This is a genomic window from Phaeobacter sp. JH20_02, from assembly GCF_048056915.1.
GTDB lineage: Bacteria > Pseudomonadota > Alphaproteobacteria > Rhodobacterales > Rhodobacteraceae > Phaeobacter > Phaeobacter bryozoorum.
Genome location: NZ_JAYMVP010000032.1, coordinates 147,840 through 162,833 on the forward strand (window position 1 = coordinate 147,840; position 14,994 = coordinate 162,833).

Genomic DNA, 14,994 nt, shown 5'->3' on the forward strand with positions numbered 1-14,994 from the left:
GTGCTTTTTGTGCTTCCGCTCTGTCAATTGCGCGCTGAGCTGTCATAAACGCGGCTCAGGGAGATTCCACGATGACCTCATCAGTTGAGAACAAAGACACGCCGCAGGGCCTTGCCTTTGCAGTTTCCGCCTATCTGATGTGGGGATTTCTGCCGATCTATATGAAAGCGCTGGCACATATGCCCGCCGCCGAAGTTGTCGCGCATCGGGTAATCTGGTCGGTGCCCGTGGCGGGTGTTCTACTCATTATCCTGCGTCGAACCCGTGATCTGCGCGCGGCGCTGACCTCGCCCAAGGTCTTGATGATGGGGGCGGTGACAGCGGCGCTGATCTCAGTGAATTGGGGCATCTATGTATGGTCGATTGCAACCGGGCATGCGCTTGATGCGGCGCTGGGATATTATATCAACCCGCTGTTCAGCGTCATGTTGGGTGCACTTTTGCTAGGAGAGAGATTGTTGCCGGCACAGCTGGTCGCAATCGGTCTGGCGGCACTGGCGGTGCTGGTGCTTGCCGTTGACGCCGGGCGCCTGCCGTGGGCTGCCATTGGTCTTACTCTCAGCTGGGGGTTCTATGCGTTCTTCAAGAAATCCCTGCCGGTCGGCCCCAATCAGGGTTTCATGCTGGAAGTGCTGATCCTGACCCCTCCGGCGCTGGGATATCTGCTCTATCTTACGGCCTCCGGTGACGCGCATTTCGCGGGAGCGTTCAGTGACACCGCGTTGCTGCTGGGCTGTGGTTTGGTCACAGCGGTGCCGCTGATCACCTACGCCAATGGCGCCAAACTGCTGCGGCTCTCCACCATCGGTATCCTGCAATATATTGCTCCGACGATGATATTTCTGGCAGCGGTGTTCATTTTTGGCGAAGACTTCGGTCGCGCGCGCATGATCGCCTTTCCGATGATCTGGCTGGCGCTGGTGATCTACTCGGTCTCATTGGTGCGGCAGATGCGCCGGGCCTGAGGGGCGGGCCGGGATGTGCAGGACAGTTCCGCGTTGATGGTCTCTGCCAAGGTTTCAGCCCAAAGAGAATAGGCGGCTGCCGACGGATGATAGCCGTCCTGCGCTGCCAGCGCTGGGTCGGGCGCCATCGTGAACGGCAGGTGGATGACATCGTGATTTCCTGCGGCCAAGTTGGATAGAACCCGGTCCAGCCGCGCCGCGTGGCGACCCAGGACCCAAGCCAGCGGTTGGGGAAGGGCTGGAAAATCTGCCATTGGTGGCACTCCTGACAAGACCACGAGCCTGACACCAAACCGGTCCCGCAGGAGCTTGATCAGCGCGCACTGTTCCATGTGAAACCGTCGCCGCCGCGCAAGCCGGGTCACATCATTGACCCCCAATGCCAGAACCGCAACGTCAAAGGTCTGCGGCGGCAGCGCACGCACCCGCGCCAGAGCATCTGCGCTGCGATGCCCGGTTGTGGCCTCCAGCCGCCAGGTTAGATGCCGACCTTGCGTCAGGCGCGATGTCAGTTGACCGGAGAGCGCATCGTTCTGGCGACCGACACCGACACCAGCAGCTGAGCTGTCGCCGACAATCAACAGCCGTAGCGGCGTGCCCTGTCCCTGTTGGCCGAACCGAGGCCCCGAGGGTTCCGGCAGGTTCAGCGCCCTGCGCCGGACGTTAACTGCCTGCACCACCAGAAGCGGCAGCAGGACAATGCGGGCGATATGATCGATGCCGATCAGCTGAGCGCCTTTTGATATTGCAGAAATCGTGGGTCGGTGGTGACCCGTTCCATGATTGCGGCGCGCAGCACGCCGACGCTTTTATAGGGACGCATGACCACCTCGAAATGGCTGATCAGGCCGTCCGATTTCAACGTGATCAGGTCAACGCCAACGGCATCGAACTCGCCGATCTTGCACTGGAACTCCAATGCCCAGTCGTTTCCGTTCCCCATGATCCGACGATAGCGAAAGTCACTGAATACCTGACCGACATGACCCAGAATCGCCGCCACTGGTGCGCGACCGGTCCATGTTTTCCAATAGGTCGGGGGCAGGAACTGCACATCCTCCGCCAGGAGATCTGCAATCTGGCTGTCGTCGCCTTTGGCAACAACCTCTTGCAGCCTGTTAATGGTCGGATGTGTCATGCTGCACCTCTCAGAACAGGGAGCCCGCGGTGAGGCAGGGGTTACCGCCACCCTGACGCTCCGCCAGATCCCGGGCAAGCACGACGTAGCGATACCTTGCCCTGCGGGCGCCGGATCGCTAGGGACGCGGGCATGACTGTTTCTAGCGATTATACCCCGCCGACGGATCCATTGGATATCCTGCATCATGACGCGCAGCTATTGGTGGTGAACAAGCCCCATGGTCTGCTGAGCGTACCGGGGCGCGGAGAACACCTTGCGGACTGTCTGCTCACCCGCTTGCAGGCAGTGATTCCCGAGGCGTTGCTGGTCCATCGACTGGATCGCGATACCTCCGGCGTAATGGTGTTTGCGGTCACTCCGTACGCCCAACGCCATCTCTCGATGCAGTTTGAAAAACGTACCGCAAAGAAAGCCTATATCGCGCGCATCGGTGGCAGGCTAGAGCCGCGCAGCGGGACCGTCGATTTGCCGCTGATCGTCGATTGGCCAAACCGCCCGCGCCAGATGGTCTGCCATGACACTGGCAAGGAGGCGGTGACCGATTGGCGGGTGATAAAATATGAAGAGGCCGCGACACGTGTGCGTCTGACGCCAAAGACAGGTCGCTCGCATCAGTTGCGTGTGCATATGCTCTCGCTCGGACACGCCATTCTGGGCGATCCGCTTTACGCTCAGGGGGCTGCACTGGATCATCCACGCATGATGCTGCACGCAGAAGAGCTGCGTATCAAACATCCCGACAGCGGCGAATCGATGAAGTTCCGCGTCAAGGCACCGTTCTGATCGCAGCAGTTGCTAGACGCTGATCCGCAGCCAGTCCGGTGGCAGGATATCGGGGTTGTTCAGCTTGGGGTCGCCGAACCATTTTGCCGGTCCCGCAACCCGGCGCTTCGCGTTCTGGTTCAACCAGGCGGCCCACCAGGAGAAGGAGCTGTTGCCGATGATGTTATGCCTGCACAGGCTCATCAGGCGCATGTCCTCGTAGTCGGTTTCCGCGCCATTGAAATCCACCACCACCTTGTCACAGGGGAGGGGGAGGTTGTCCTTGGCCCACTGCGGATCGTCCGAAAATACATAGACCGTTGGCTGTCCCTCCAGCCCGTCCAGCACCTGTTGCAGCGCGGCTTCGTAATAAGACTGATCGCAAAGCACATGCGCCGCGAGCGTCAGATAATCGCCCCGCCGAACATGCAGCGAGATCGCGTTGCTCTCACTGATCCTGGCCGCCATCTCGGCGTTCTGCTGATTTGAGAAGTCAGGGAAGGTGAAGTCGCGCCTGATCCGTTCGGCGCACCCATTGAAATAGTGCTCGCTCTGCCAATAGCCGTGCAGATAGCTGTCGTCGCCCCAGTGTTCGAAATCTGCATTGTAGCCAAGGCCAGCTTCTCGCCGGAGTTTCGGTCCTGCACCCAACCCCTGCCCGAGGCTGCGCCATACCGCATAGCGCAGTGGTTCGGTCTGGCGCAGCGGAGGCAATTTGTCCGGCGCCGCCAAATCAAGGTCGAAGACACGTGTCAGGACACCTTCGCCGCGCAGCTCCGCGCCACGGCTGTCCAGCGCCAGCGAGACCCCAAGCCGATCCGCCAGCGCGCGCCCGGCGGCATATTGGAACATCTGGTTGCCCAGTCGGCCGTGCAGTCGGGTGATAATCATCGTCGGTCCCTCGAAGAGCTACAGGGGCGTTCATATGCGTGAAGCAGTGTCGTGACCAGTCCCGCCCTCGCTCATCCGCCGTATCGCGCCTGCCAGTCACCAAGGGCTGCGATGCCGAAATCGGGATCCGGCTGATCCGGCATTGGTGCGAGGATCTCGATTGAATGCCCGTCAGGATCCTTGAAGTAGATCGAGAGCGCCGGCATCCAGCCCAGCACCACCGGCTCATCGGTTGGGCTGCCGTGAAAATCGAGCGGTATGATTCCCGCATCCGTCAACCGGTCACAGATGCCATCCATCGCCGCTACGGTACTGCGAAACGCCATGTGCAGCCGCAGTCCCATCGGTGCGGATCCACCGGCCCAGAGTCCCAGCATTCCCTGAGACTGACCGCCCACCCAGTAGAATGCGACCTGTCGTTCCGGCAGATGGTGGGCCAGCTGCAAACCCATGGTCCCTCCGTAGAATGTCATCGCACGGTCTAGGTCTTTAACCGTCAGATGCGTCTCATAGATTCCGGTCAGTTCCGTTTCGATATGTGTTTTGCCGGTAGCGTTATCCTGTACATGGATCATCTTAAGGCTCCGCTGAATGGTCAGGTAGCGACAGCCTGCAATCTCAAGTCAGGTTTAGATCAAGCGAAAAATCACAGCCGCGTGGCTTCGCCAGACGGATATCTGATGTCATCTGCTGATGGGGCCGGGGCGTGACAATCAGGTCAGCACCTGTTGTGCAGGCTGGCTTGGGTCTTGACCTCGGCCGATTGAACGGCCTAAGGCTGACGTAAGGGTCGGGGCCCTGCCGCTCGCGGTTGAGAAGACCATGGTGAACCCCCGCGCTGAAACTCCTGTCTTTCGCCCATCCATGTGATGCGCCAATGGCAATGCGGGCCCCATTTATCCGGCGCATCTTGTTGATTGGACAAGAGGCAAGAATGACAAATAGCCAGACAGATCTCCCGCCCATTGGGAGCCTCAAGCAGCAGGCCCGCAATCTGCGCGCTCAGTTGCAGGCACGTAACCACACACTCTCGCATAGCGCCGCGCTTGAGATGGTGGCCCGGCAATATGGCTACAAGGATTGGAACACGATCAGCGCCAAGGCTGACAGGCCACGCCCGGATGTTGCGCAGCAGGCGTTGCAGATCGGGCAGATCCTGAGGGGCAGCTACCTTGGCCAGGCCTTCACAGCCGAGCTGCGAGGGTTGCAGGTGTTTGCTGGCGGCGCCCGACGACGCGTTACCCTGCATCTGGAACAACCGGTCGATGTTGTGAAATTCGACAGTTTCTCAGCGCTGCGCCAGCGGATCACCGGAACCATCGGCTGGGATGGCCGCTCAGCTGAGTGTACCTCCGACGGCCTGCCCCAACTGGTGCTTGAACTGCCCAATTAGAGCCTGTTTTGCACCAGCATGAGGCGCCAGCAAAGCCCTGGTCCCAGCAAAGCCCTGATGCAGGAAAGCAAGGAGCCGCCCTCTGGGGGCGGCTCCTGTTGTTCTGGACCCTGAAAAATAGGCCTATTCTGCGGCCCAGCCGCCGACGGCTTTGACTTCCAGGAAGTCCTCGATGCCCCAGCTGCCGCCTTCACGGCCGTTGCCAGATTGCTTCATCCCGCCAAAGGGAGATCCGGCGGAGCGGGATTTGCCGTTCATCTCGATCATGCCGGCGCGCAGTTTGCGAGCCATGCGATTGGCACGGGCCGCATCCTGTGTCTGCACATAGTTGGTCAGCCCGTAGGGGGTATCGTTGGCGATTTCGATCGCTTCTTCTTCGGTCTCGAAGGGGATAATCGACAGCACCGGGCCAAAGATCTCTTCGCGGGCGATGGTCATCTGGTTGTTCACATCGGCAAAGACGGTGGGCTTGACATAAAAACCCTGGTTCAGCCCATCAGGACGGCCGGTTCCACCTGCGACAAGGCGGGCGCCTTCGTCGATGCCTTTCTGGATCAGATCCTGGATCTTAGTCCATTGCAGTTCGTTCACAACCGGCCCGATGTGGCGGCCTTCGCTGGAGGCGGGGCCAACCTCCACCTTGCTGGCAACAGCAGCAGCTTCTTCGACAGCTTTGTCATAGATGCTTTTCTGAACCAGCATCCGGCTTGGGGCGTTACAGCTCTGGCCGGTGTTGTTCATCATATGCAGGACACCGCGCTTGACGGCCTTGTCATCGGCATCTTCAAAGATGACGTTGGCGCCTTTGCCACCCAGCTCCAGATGAACTTTTTTCAGCGTGTCGGCTGCGGCCTTGGAAATCGCCGTGCCTGCGCGGGTCGACCCGGTAAAGGACACCATATCCACGTCCGGGTGGCTGGACAGCTGAGTGCCGACACCGGCGCCGTCGCCATTGACCAGATTGAATACGCCCGCAGGGAAACCGGCCGCATCCATCATTTCGGCAAAGATCATTGCATTGAGCGGGCTCTGCTCGGAGGGTTTCAGAACCATGGTGCACCCGGCAATGGCCGCCGCGCCAACTTTCAGCGTGACCTGATTCATCGGCCAGTTCCACGGCGTGATCAGCGCAGCGACACCAACCGCCTCGTGGATGATACGATCATTCGGGGCATGGTCGCCCAACGGCGCTTCGAAGGAGAACGCCTTGGCCGCCTTGATGAAATTGCGCAGATGCCAGCTGCCAGCGCCTGCCTGCTGGGTGCGGGCCATATCAATTGGCGCCCCCATTTCGATGCTCATTGCCTGCGCCAGATCTTCAGTGCGGCTCTCATAGATCTCGATCAGCTTTTCGACCAGCGCGATGCGCTCTTCTACCGGAGTGGCCATCCAGCCCGGCAGTGCCGCCTTTGCAGCCGCGACGGCAGCATCTGTATCCGCCGCACTGCCAAGCGAGATGACCGCGCAAGGCGCTTCGGTCGATGGGTCGATCACTTCGAAATCATTCGGGGCAGCCGGGGCGACCCATTGGCCGTTGATGTAAAAATCACGTTTCTCGATCATCTGTCGATCTCCCGATTGTCAGGGTGTGACGGGGCGGTGCCCGCGATTGGCGGACACTCTGTCACTGGCGTTTCGGATGAGCAAGGGGGGGATTTCATAATTTGATCAAATTTTGCAGCGGAATAATTTTCGCCACTTTGACCCTATATGGAACGGCGGTATGATGCCCGGCACCAATCCGTGCAGATGTTCCGATAGGGGCAGATTGACGCGTGGGGCGATCTTTTCGTCTGCCTTTCGCCCATCAAGGGTTTAACCTGCGCGCCGAGTGGTTAGGTTACTCACCAGATAGCATTCATTTGACAGCACAGGAGAGACCCATGGGTTTGCGTATCAATGATGTGGTTCCGGATTTCACCGCAGAAACCGATCAGGGCACCGTCTCGTTTCATGACTGGATCGGCGACAGCTGGGCGATCCTGTTTTCCCACCCCAAGGATTTTACACCGGTTTGCACCACAGAGTTTTCTGCCGTGGCGCAGCTGGCTGATGAATGGGCTGCACGCAACACGAAGGTGATCGGTGTGTCCGTAGATGGTGTTGAAGACCACAAGAAATGGAAAGGCGACATCGAAAGCTACGGCAAAGCTGCGGCAGGCTTTCCGATCATCGCGGATGAAGGTCTGGCTGTCTCCAAGGCCTTCGACATGCTGCCGGCAGAGGCCTATCTGCCTGATGGCCGCACACCCGCAGATAGCGCCACGGTGCGGTCGGTCTTCATCATCGGACCTGACAAGCAGCTGAAGCTGTCGATGACCTACCCGATGACCGTTGGGCGCAATTTTGCGGAGATTCTGCGCGCGCTGGATGGCCTTCAGATGTCCGGCAAAGGTGTAGCAACTCCGGCAAACTGGGTTCCGGGCGAAGATGTCATCATCCCCCCCAGCGTCTCGAACGAGGATGCGAAGGCTAAATTTGGCGAGTTCGAAACGATCTTCCCCTATCTGCGCAAGACCAAAGCGCCAGAGTGATCTGTAGGAAGGTGTAGCGGGCCACGTAAGCGGCCCTGCTGACATGTCGTCATGAACAGGGGCCGTCTGGCCCCTTTTCTATTGCGGGTCTAACCGGGCTTTTGCGATCGCAAGGCGACCTGTGTCCGGTAGAGCGCGCGTTTCAGCTCCCGCGCAAGCTTGCCACCTGCTGGACGGGATTGGATGGTTGATCCGCCCAGGGCCTCGGTCAGCTCAGATGCGCCGTTTGGCCATATGGTATGTACTGGCTGGCGGTGAACCCAGTGCATCTGAAGGAAGGTGTCAACCGGCCGGTCCAGCGTCTCGCTTGCTTCCAGCAATCGGGCGGCGGCGGTCTTGCCCACCACCTGTGCCACGGTTTGCAGTCCGATGCGCCTTGGCAGAAACATGCGCGCCGCGCCTGTTTGCGCAACGACCTGCCGCGCTGACTCGCGCTGTTTGGCAGGCAGGCGGATGAAGTGATCCTTGTCGGCATGGTTGCCGACAAGCGCCATCGCGTCGCGCCAGAGGTTGGGCTCAAACGCCAGATCGTCCTCAACGATCAGTCCGAAATCATCCATGCCTTCCGCGATTTTCTGCCAGCACTTGCGATGGGATAGAAAACATCCGACTTCGCCTGCCCGGAGCGCGAAGGGGTAATGTGGCCGGTGCAGATCCCCATCGCAGAGAGGCACAAGCCCCGCCTGAAGCGCCGCCCGGCCGTTGACCGCCTCGACCACTTCCGGCTGCGGCAGCTGCGCCATCAGACGCGCCACATTGGGCGCGCGTTTCTGATCGTCGGCCATATGAATGATGTAGGATCTCATGGTCCCAGAGGTAGCGATCTTGACCGGTGGTGAAAAGAGGCGAGCAGGAACCAGCTGCCACTGAAACAAAGAAACCCCGCCATCTCTGGCAGGGTTCCGGGTGCTTGGAAAGGGAAGGCAGATTACTCTGCGTCTTCTTTCTTCTCGGCTTTGATTTCTTCGCCGGTTTCCTGATCCACGATTTTCATGGACAGGCGGACCTTGCCGCGATCATCAAAGCCCAGCAGCTTTACTTTCACTTCCTGGCCTTCCTTCAGAACGTCCGAAGGGTGGTTCAGGCGGCGGTTTTCGATCTGGGACACATGCACCAGGCCGTCACGCTTGCCGAAGAAGTTCACGAAGGCGCCGAAGTCGACGATCTTCACAACCTTACCGGTGTAGATGGCGCCTTCTTCCGGCTCTGCCACGATCGAGTGGATCATGTCGTAGGCCTTCTGGATCGCGGTGCCGTCGGCCGATGCGATCTTGATCACGCCGTCGTCGTTGATGTCGACTTTCGCGCCGGAGGTTTCCACGATTTCGCGGATGACCTTACCGCCGGAGCCGATCACTTCACGGATCTTGTCGGTCGGGATCTGCATGGTCTCAATGCGGGGCGCATGGACGGAGAACGCGTTGGTTTCCGACAGTGCCTTGGCCATTTCGCCGAGGATGTGCAGACGGCCGTCTTTGGCCTGATCCAGTGCTTTTTCCATGATCTCAGGCGTGATGCCTGCAACCTTGATGTCCATCTGCAGCGAGGTGATACCGTTCGCAGTACCGGCCACCTTGAAATCCATGTCGCCCAGGTGGTCTTCGTCGCCCAGAATGTCCGACAGGATCGCGTAGGAGCCGTCGTCTTCCAGGATCAGACCCATCGCGACACCGGCAACCGGTGCCTTCAGCGGCACGCCGGCGTCCATCATGGACAGCGAACCACCACAGACCGACGCCATCGAGGAGGAGCCGTTCGATTCGGTGATCTCGGACACCACGCGGATGGTGTAGGGGAAATCGGTCGGAGCAGGCAGAACAGCCTGCAGCGCGCGCCATGCCAGTTTGCCGTGGCCGATTTCGCGGCGACCGGGCGAGCCGACACGACCAACTTCACCCACCGAATAGGGAGGGAAGTTATAGTGCAGCAGGAAGTTGGATTTGAAGTTGCCGTGCAGCGCGTCGATGAACTGCTCATCGTCGCCGGTGCCGAGGGTGGTCACGGCCAGGGCCTGGGTTTCACCACGGGTGAACAGGGCCGAACCATGGGTCCGCGGCAGCAGGCCGGTTTCCGATTCGATCGCGCGCACATCGGTGGTCGAGCGACCGTCGATCCGCTTGCCGGTTTTTACGACGTCGCCGCGCAGAATGGCTGCTTCCAGCTTCTTCATGGCGGAGCCGAGGTTGGCGTCTTCCAGCTGTTCTTCGGTCAGCGATGCCTTGATCGCCTCACGCGCGGCGGCAACAGCGGCGGTGCGCTCCTGCTTGTCGGTGATTGCAAATGCAGCGCGCATCTGCTCTTCGCCTGCAGCTTTCACTGCGGCGAACAGCTCCGAATAGTCAGCAGGCTGGAAATCGAACGGCTCTTTGGCCGCGTCTTCCGCCAAGGAGATGATCAGGTCGATCACCGGCTGGATCTGCTCGTGAGCGAATTTCACCGCACCCAGCATCTCTGCTTCGGTCAGTTCGTAGGCTTCGGATTCAACCATCATCACGGCGTCTTTGGTGCCGGCGACAACCAGATCCAGACGCTGATCAGGGTTCAGGCGCAGATCCTGCATGTCGTCAACGGTCGGGTTCAGGACGTACTCGCCGCCCTCAAAGCCAACGCGCGCAGCCGCAATCGGACCCATGAAGGGTGCGCCGGACAGGGTCAGCGCTGCGGAGGCCGCGATCATCGCAACCATGTCGGGATCGTTGACCAGATCGTGGCTCAGCACGGTGCACATCACCAGGACTTCATTTTTGAAGCCGGGGACGAACAACGGGCGGATCGGACGGTCGATCAGACGCGCGGTCAGGGTTTCTTTTTCGGTCGGGCGTGCTTCACGCTTGAAAAACCCGCCGGGGACCTTGCCCGCAGCGTAGTATTTTTCCTGATAGTGAACCGTCAGGGGGAAGAAGTCCTGACCCGGCTTCTGCTGGCGGGCAAAAGTGACGTTTGCCATGACCGAGGTTTCGCCCAGGGTGGCAATCACTGTGCCATCGGCCTGACGGGCAACCTTGCCGGTCTCCAGTGTGAGCGTCTCTTCGCCCCACTGCATTGATTTCTTTGTAACGTTAAACATTCAGCTTATCCTAGCTGGGAGCACTCCCGGGCGTATCCCGGGTCTCCCGTTTGATGTGGCGGCCCCATTGCCGCCGACCCCTCTCTATCTTTCTTTCGACTGCCGGGGTCTTGGCAGCACGTCTCAGATAGGCCGCCCTTACAGGATTTTTCCACAGATTGAAAGAGCAAGCGCCAGGAGCCGTCGCAGCCTGTGCCCCGTTTGTCGGCATCGTTGGTGTCGATCCTCCGCTATCTGGGCGTGATTGGTGAATTGCGGCCTGCGTTAACCGGATCCTCAGCGTTTTTATGGAAAATTTGCGCAATCCAGAAGGGTAAGACGACGTCGACCCCAACACTTAGAACAGGTGCTGAATGAACGATTGGACTTCCGGCTATGTCGCCGAACTCGACTATACGCACGACTTTTTTCACGAGATGACGCCCTCCCGCCTTGCCTTCAGCGCCGTGTCTCGGGGACATCGGCATGGGCTGGACAGCGATGAACTGACCTATTGTGAGCTGGGCTGTGGTCAGGGCTTCACAGCCAATCTTCTGGCCGCAGCCAATCCGCATGTCGATGTCCACGCGATGGACTTCAATCCGGCCCATATCGCCGGTGCCAATCGCCTGGCCGCGGAAGCAGGACTGGCAAACGTCCACTTCTACGAAAGATCCTTTGAGGATTTTGAAGAAGAGTCGGAGCTGCCAAATACCTTTGACGTCATTGCGCTTCACGGTGTCTACAGCTGGATTTCGCGAGAGAACCAACAACGGATCACCGGATTCATCTCCCGTCGTCTGAAACCCGGTGGGTTGGTCTATATCAGTTACAACACGCAGCCGGGCTGGGCGCCATCTATGCCGCTGCGCAGGATTCTGACCGATCGCGCCGCGCAGGGCAGCGGTCCGCTGGAGCAACGTATAGAAGACGCATTGAATTTTGCCGAGCGGTTGAAACAGGTCGGAGCCGAATTTTTTGTCTCAAACCCCGGCCAGTTGAGACGGCTGAGTGAAATGAAAACCATGTCGCGAAACTATCTGGCGCATGAGTTTTTCAACAAGGACTGGACGCCATTCCACTTTGCCGATGTGGCGGAGGATCTGGCGCAGGCCAAACTTGAGTTTCTCGGTGCTGCGAACCCGCTGGATCATGTCGATGACATCTGCTTGAGCAGTCCGCAACTTGCACTGCTGGCGGAGGAAAGCAATGCAAACAGGCGCGAGGGGCTGCGTGATGTTCTGCTGAATGAACAGTTCCGGGCCGATATCTTTTCGCGGGGGCATGTGCCGCATACGGAACGCGGCAGCGTTGGCGCATGGTTTCAGACTGGCTTTGCCCTTGCACGTCACTATGGATCCGGCCCGTTGAAGATCAGCTGGCGCAATGGGGATGTTGCGCTTGAGGCCGGTCAGTATGAACCGGTCCTGAGAGCTTTGGCCGAGGGGCATAGAACAGTTCGGGTCCTGCTGGAGCAGGGCGTGTTTGCCGATATGACCTGGGGCGAGATCACGCGGCTGCTGACGATCCTGACGGGGGCGGGTCATATCGTTCCCTGTCTGCCTTCAGAAGGCTATGCGGATCGCGCGGCGCAGTGCCAAGCATTTAACCTTGCAGTGTGCAAAAATGCTGAAGACAGCGAAAGACTGGGCTTCCTGGCCTCTCCTGTCACCGGCGGGGGTGTCGCGGTGGATCGCATGGAACAGCTGTTCCTCCTGGCCCAAAGCGAAGGGCAAACGGCGCCCAACGACTGGGCCGAATTTGCGTGGCAGATCCTTGGTCCGCAGGGGCAGCGGTTGGAGCAGGACGGGCGCGTTCTGACCCAGCCTGAGGAAAACCTGGCGGTCTTGCGCGCCCGGGCTCATGCCTTTGCCGCGCGCCGACTGGGCATTCTTACCGGGCTTGGCGTGAGCTTGATTGCCGCCGATCCGTTACTGTCTGACGCCGTTGCGCCAAAGGCTGCGCTATCAGGACGCAGCACGGCGGCCTAGTGACCGGGCAATTGCATAATCGGCCTGTGTCTCAAACACGAAAAACGCCCGCTTCCGATAGGAGCGGGCGTTGAATTTCAACCGTCTGGTCGTCGCTATTAGCGACGGATGCCCAGGCGTTTGATGAGGTCCTGATAGCGGGCCACGTCTTTGCCTTTGGTGTAGTCCAGCAGCTTACGGCGCTGAGCAACCATCTTCAGAAGGCCACGACGACCGTGGTTGTCCTTCTTGTGGGTTTTGAAGTGCTCGGTCAGGGTGTTGATGCGCGAGGTCAGGATTGCAACCTGGACTTCCGGGGAACCGGTGTCGCCTTCTTTGGTTGCGAATTCTTTCATCAGGCGGGCTTTTTCTTCAGCAGTGATCGACATCGGGGTCTCCTTTGAAGGTTTGTGTGAATGGCGCAGGCCGGGATGTCGTCCAGCACAGGCCCATGGAGGCGTCTCAGGCTCGGCCGCCTTCCGCAGAAAGCGGCATAACCATTGAACAGGTCGCGCCTATACGCAGATTCTCGGGAAATAGCAAAAGGTTTCGGTCGGGTGTGGGCCGGGGATGGGCGTCGGGGCTAAATGAATGGCACCTGATCAGCCGAGTGTCAGCCCGCTGCTGGCGCTGTTGGTGGCCAATACGCCAAACCGGAGCGCGGCATCCTGATCGACGACCAGAATGTCCGATGCCGACAATTGTTCTGGCCCGGTGACGCGCAGCGCCTCGATCCCGTCAATGGTCACGATATGCTCACCCGGTGCATCCGGGTTGCTGGTGACTTCCACGGTGGGCGCCTCCGGGCCGAATTGATCCCAGATCACAACCAGTTGATCCTCATCGACGTTGAAATCCGACATGTCGATGGCGGCAGTGGGATCAGCCTCGTTACCGTCGCCGACTGCGCTCGCGTGGAACTCACCTGCTGCAAAAATGAGGTGGTCGGCCCCATCCCCCGTCGAAACGATATCACCGGCGCCCGCCAAAATCGTGTCATCCCCGTCGCCACCGTTGAGATAATCCGTGGTCATGCCATCGTCGCTGCCGATCAGGCGATCATTGCCGGTGCCACCAAACAGCGTATCCTTGCCCAGGCCACCAGTCAGGTGATCGTCGCCATCGTTGCCATGTAGCGCGTCTCGCCCGTCCGCCCCGGTCAGCGTGTCATTGCCCTGGCCGCCATGGGCCACGTCATCGCCATCACCACCATCGAGCTGGTCATGACCGAAATGGCCAAACAGCGTGTCGTTGCCGCTGTCTCCGCTCAGACTGTCGTCCCCGCCCTCTCCGTGCAACAGATCGTCACCGTGATGCGCCTCAAGCGTGTCGTCACCCTCACCACCGTAAAGGCTGTCGTCGCCCTCACCGCCCTGGACGGTGTCATCTCCATCGCGGCCGTTCAGCTGATCGTTGCCGCCCAGCCCCTGCAGGTCGTCATCCTGATCGCTGCCGCCGAGCTGGTCGCTGTCCTCTGTGCCGGCCTTCACGAAATCATCAAGTGAAACCATATCGGTTGCTGTGTCATCGGTCACCCCGTCATTGTCTGCAGACCCTGTCTCAGAGGCGTCTGGATCATCGCCGCCCTCGTCAATCAACAAGATACCACCGACGGCGGCGACTCCCAAAATTGCAGCCAGCATCAACATTCCGGCGACCCCTCATGACAACACGCGGAACACCCGCATTATCAAAGTCGCACACGTATTGGTTGAACATCAAAGCAATTCAGAAGCGATGGTTAGCGAGGCCTTACCCGGTCAAGGGCAGCCAGCGTTCCGGCTGCTGGGTATAGCGGATGTAAAGCGGGTGCTTTGGGTGGCCGGCCTTGCTCAATCCCAGGTGAAACAGCGGTTTACCGGTTTCGGCGAGAGCACCAGCAACCCTGACCCCTTGCTGGCGAAACGCGCCATGGGTGCCCCAGGCGCAGATAACCTGATCCGCCCAGCCTGCGCCGTCCAGGATCATCGCCAGATTGTCAGGACCGACCGGGTCCGCCGCCCGTTTCATGTCACGCGGATCGGTGGCCCGAATGGCAAAGATATTGGTTGCGCGGAACCCGCCAAACCCAAGGGCTCGCGCGCGCCGCTCGCAGCGTTCGATAGTGGGGTCATTCTGCACTTCGGTCGCGGTTGACGGGTTGAGCATGACAAACATCACACGCGGTCCAGCCGGGTCCCAGACACGGCTGAGACTATAGCGGTATTGCTCACAGTCGGAATAGACCGCGCTGGAGGGGGCATCGCCCTTGGTGTGGCTACGGTGGATCATGCGGCTTGTGGTGGCGAGCGT

General features: G+C 59.7%; 15 protein-coding genes. 5 read left to right on the plus strand and 10 right to left on the minus strand.

The genetic code is table 11. From position 1 onward, the window contains the following. Positions 1–71: 71 nt before the first annotated feature. Positions 72–965 (plus strand): EamA family transporter RarD, encoded by an 894-nt coding sequence (rarD, locus tag VWY34_RS20435; RefSeq protein WP_340546911.1) that lies wholly within the window; start codon positions 72–74, stop codon positions 963–965. Here rarD and VWY34_RS20440 read toward each other — a convergent pair. Then, positions 926–1,645, minus strand: coding sequence for an SGNH/GDSL hydrolase family protein (locus VWY34_RS20440; protein ID WP_416534480.1), 720 nt, complete (start codon positions 1,643–1,645; stop codon positions 926–928). The two genes, rarD and VWY34_RS20440, sit on opposite strands and share 40 nt — an antisense overlap. 44 nt (positions 1,646–1,689) lie before the next feature. Then, a complete protein-coding gene (locus VWY34_RS20445; RefSeq protein WP_416546607.1) occupies positions 1,690–2,103 on the minus strand; it encodes a nuclear transport factor 2 family protein in 414 nt (137 codons plus the stop codon). 132 nt (positions 2,104–2,235) lie between these two features. On the opposite strand from VWY34_RS20445, the gene VWY34_RS20450 reads away from it, so the two are divergent. Beyond that, a complete protein-coding gene (locus VWY34_RS20450) occupies positions 2,236–2,889 on the plus strand; it encodes an RluA family pseudouridine synthase (protein ID WP_416546609.1) in 654 nt (217 codons plus the stop codon). 12 nt (positions 2,890–2,901) lie between these two features. Here VWY34_RS20450 and VWY34_RS20455 read toward each other — a convergent pair whose 3' ends face one another. Together VWY34_RS20455 and VWY34_RS20460 are read right to left on the minus strand one after the other, a co-directional pair. After that, entirely contained in the window at positions 2,902–3,759 is an 858-nt protein-coding gene (locus VWY34_RS20455; protein ID WP_416546611.1) for an alpha-1,2-fucosyltransferase, read from the minus strand. Positions 3,760–3,830: 71 nt separating this feature from the next. After that, positions 3,831–4,334: a VOC family protein gene (locus VWY34_RS20460; RefSeq protein ID WP_416542602.1), complete on the minus strand. Its 504-nt coding sequence runs from the start codon at positions 4,332–4,334 to the stop codon at positions 3,831–3,833. A 359-nt stretch (positions 4,335–4,693) separates the two neighbouring features. Here VWY34_RS20460 and VWY34_RS20465 point away from each other — a divergent pair, with 359 nt between their 5' ends. After that, on the plus strand, positions 4,694–5,152 hold the full coding sequence (locus VWY34_RS20465; protein WP_416534485.1) for a glyoxalase superfamily protein: 459 nt from the start codon (positions 4,694–4,696) through the stop codon (positions 5,150–5,152). 123 nt (positions 5,153–5,275) lie between these two features. Here the strand turns inward: VWY34_RS20465 and VWY34_RS20470 are convergent, their stop codons facing one another. Next, positions 5,276–6,715 (minus strand): aldehyde dehydrogenase family protein, encoded by a 1,440-nt coding sequence (locus VWY34_RS20470; protein ID WP_416534486.1) that lies wholly within the window; start codon positions 6,713–6,715, stop codon positions 5,276–5,278. A gap of 320 nt (positions 6,716–7,035) precedes the next feature. Between VWY34_RS20470 and VWY34_RS20475 the strand changes: the two genes are divergently transcribed. Next, positions 7,036–7,686 carry a peroxiredoxin gene (locus VWY34_RS20475; RefSeq protein WP_340546903.1) on the plus strand — a complete coding sequence of 217 codons (651 nt, stop codon included), beginning with the start codon at positions 7,036–7,038 and terminating at the stop codon, positions 7,684–7,686. 89 nt (positions 7,687–7,775) lie between these two features. Here VWY34_RS20475 and VWY34_RS20480 read toward each other — a convergent pair whose 3' ends face one another. Both VWY34_RS20480 and pnp read right to left on the minus strand, forming a co-directional pair. Then, positions 7,776–8,492 (minus strand): glycosyltransferase family 25 protein, encoded by a 717-nt coding sequence (locus tag VWY34_RS20480; protein ID WP_340546902.1) that lies wholly within the window; start codon positions 8,490–8,492, stop codon positions 7,776–7,778. Positions 8,493–8,614: 122 nt separating this feature from the next. Beyond that, the gene (gene pnp / locus VWY34_RS20485) at positions 8,615–10,753 is read right to left on the minus strand and encodes a polyribonucleotide nucleotidyltransferase (protein WP_340546901.1); all 2,139 of its coding nucleotides are present in this window, start codon (positions 10,751–10,753) and stop codon (positions 8,615–8,617) included. Between the two features lie 353 nt (positions 10,754–11,106). Here pnp and VWY34_RS20490 point away from each other — a divergent pair, with 353 nt between their 5' ends. After that, positions 11,107–12,723 (plus strand): class I SAM-dependent methyltransferase, encoded by a 1,617-nt coding sequence (locus VWY34_RS20490; RefSeq protein ID WP_416546613.1) that lies wholly within the window; start codon positions 11,107–11,109, stop codon positions 12,721–12,723. Between the two features lie 98 nt (positions 12,724–12,821). Here VWY34_RS20490 and rpsO read toward each other — a convergent pair whose 3' ends face one another. From rpsO to VWY34_RS20505, 3 genes are all read right to left on the minus strand, one after another. Then, positions 12,822–13,091, minus strand: a complete 270-nt coding sequence (gene rpsO, locus VWY34_RS20495) for a 30S ribosomal protein S15 (protein ID WP_340546899.1) — start codon at positions 13,089–13,091, stop codon at positions 12,822–12,824. Positions 13,092–13,304: 213 nt separating this feature from the next. Next, entirely contained in the window at positions 13,305–14,345 is a 1,041-nt protein-coding gene (locus VWY34_RS20500) for a calcium-binding protein (protein WP_416534489.1), read from the minus strand. A gap of 109 nt (positions 14,346–14,454) precedes the next feature. Next, positions 14,455–14,973: a DUF1643 domain-containing protein gene (locus tag VWY34_RS20505; RefSeq protein WP_416537646.1), complete on the minus strand. Its 519-nt coding sequence runs from the start codon at positions 14,971–14,973 to the stop codon at positions 14,455–14,457. Positions 14,974–14,994 lie beyond the last annotated feature (21 nt).

What these genes read in the sequence shown, in the direction of transcription:
- VWY34_RS20445 (WP_416546607.1), bottom strand. Translation starts at nt 2,103, where the DNA reads ATGACACATCCGACCATTAACAGGCTGCAAGAGGTTGTTGCCAAAGGC.
- VWY34_RS20465 (WP_416534485.1), top strand. Translation starts at nt 4,694, where the DNA reads ATGACAAATAGCCAGACAGATCTCCCGCCCATTGGGAGCCTCAAGCAG.
- pnp (WP_340546901.1), bottom strand. Translation starts at nt 10,753, where the DNA reads ATGTTTAACGTTACAAAGAAATCAATGCAGTGGGGCGAAGAGACGCTC.
- VWY34_RS20450 (WP_416546609.1), top strand. Translation starts at nt 2,236, where the DNA reads ATGACTGTTTCTAGCGATTATACCCCGCCGACGGATCCATTGGATATC.
- VWY34_RS20500 (WP_416534489.1), bottom strand. Translation starts at nt 14,345, where the DNA reads ATGCTGGCTGCAATTTTGGGAGTCGCCGCCGTCGGTGGTATCTTGTTG.
- rarD (WP_340546911.1), top strand. Translation starts at nt 72, where the DNA reads ATGACCTCATCAGTTGAGAACAAAGACACGCCGCAGGGCCTTGCCTTT.
- VWY34_RS20480 (WP_340546902.1), bottom strand. Translation starts at nt 8,492, where the DNA reads ATGAGATCCTACATCATTCATATGGCCGACGATCAGAAACGCGCGCCC.
- VWY34_RS20490 (WP_416546613.1), top strand. Translation starts at nt 11,107, where the DNA reads ATGAACGATTGGACTTCCGGCTATGTCGCCGAACTCGACTATACGCAC.
- VWY34_RS20475 (WP_340546903.1), top strand. Translation starts at nt 7,036, where the DNA reads ATGGGTTTGCGTATCAATGATGTGGTTCCGGATTTCACCGCAGAAACC.
- rpsO (WP_340546899.1), bottom strand. Translation starts at nt 13,091, where the DNA reads ATGTCGATCACTGCTGAAGAAAAAGCCCGCCTGATGAAAGAATTCGCA.
- VWY34_RS20460 (WP_416542602.1), bottom strand. Translation starts at nt 4,334, where the DNA reads ATGATCCATGTACAGGATAACGCTACCGGCAAAACACATATCGAAACG.
- VWY34_RS20455 (WP_416546611.1), bottom strand. Translation starts at nt 3,759, where the DNA reads ATGATTATCACCCGACTGCACGGCCGACTGGGCAACCAGATGTTCCAA.
- VWY34_RS20505 (WP_416537646.1), bottom strand. Translation starts at nt 14,973, where the DNA reads ATGATCCACCGTAGCCACACCAAGGGCGATGCCCCCTCCAGCGCGGTC.
- VWY34_RS20470 (WP_416534486.1), bottom strand. Translation starts at nt 6,715, where the DNA reads ATGATCGAGAAACGTGATTTTTACATCAACGGCCAATGGGTCGCCCCG.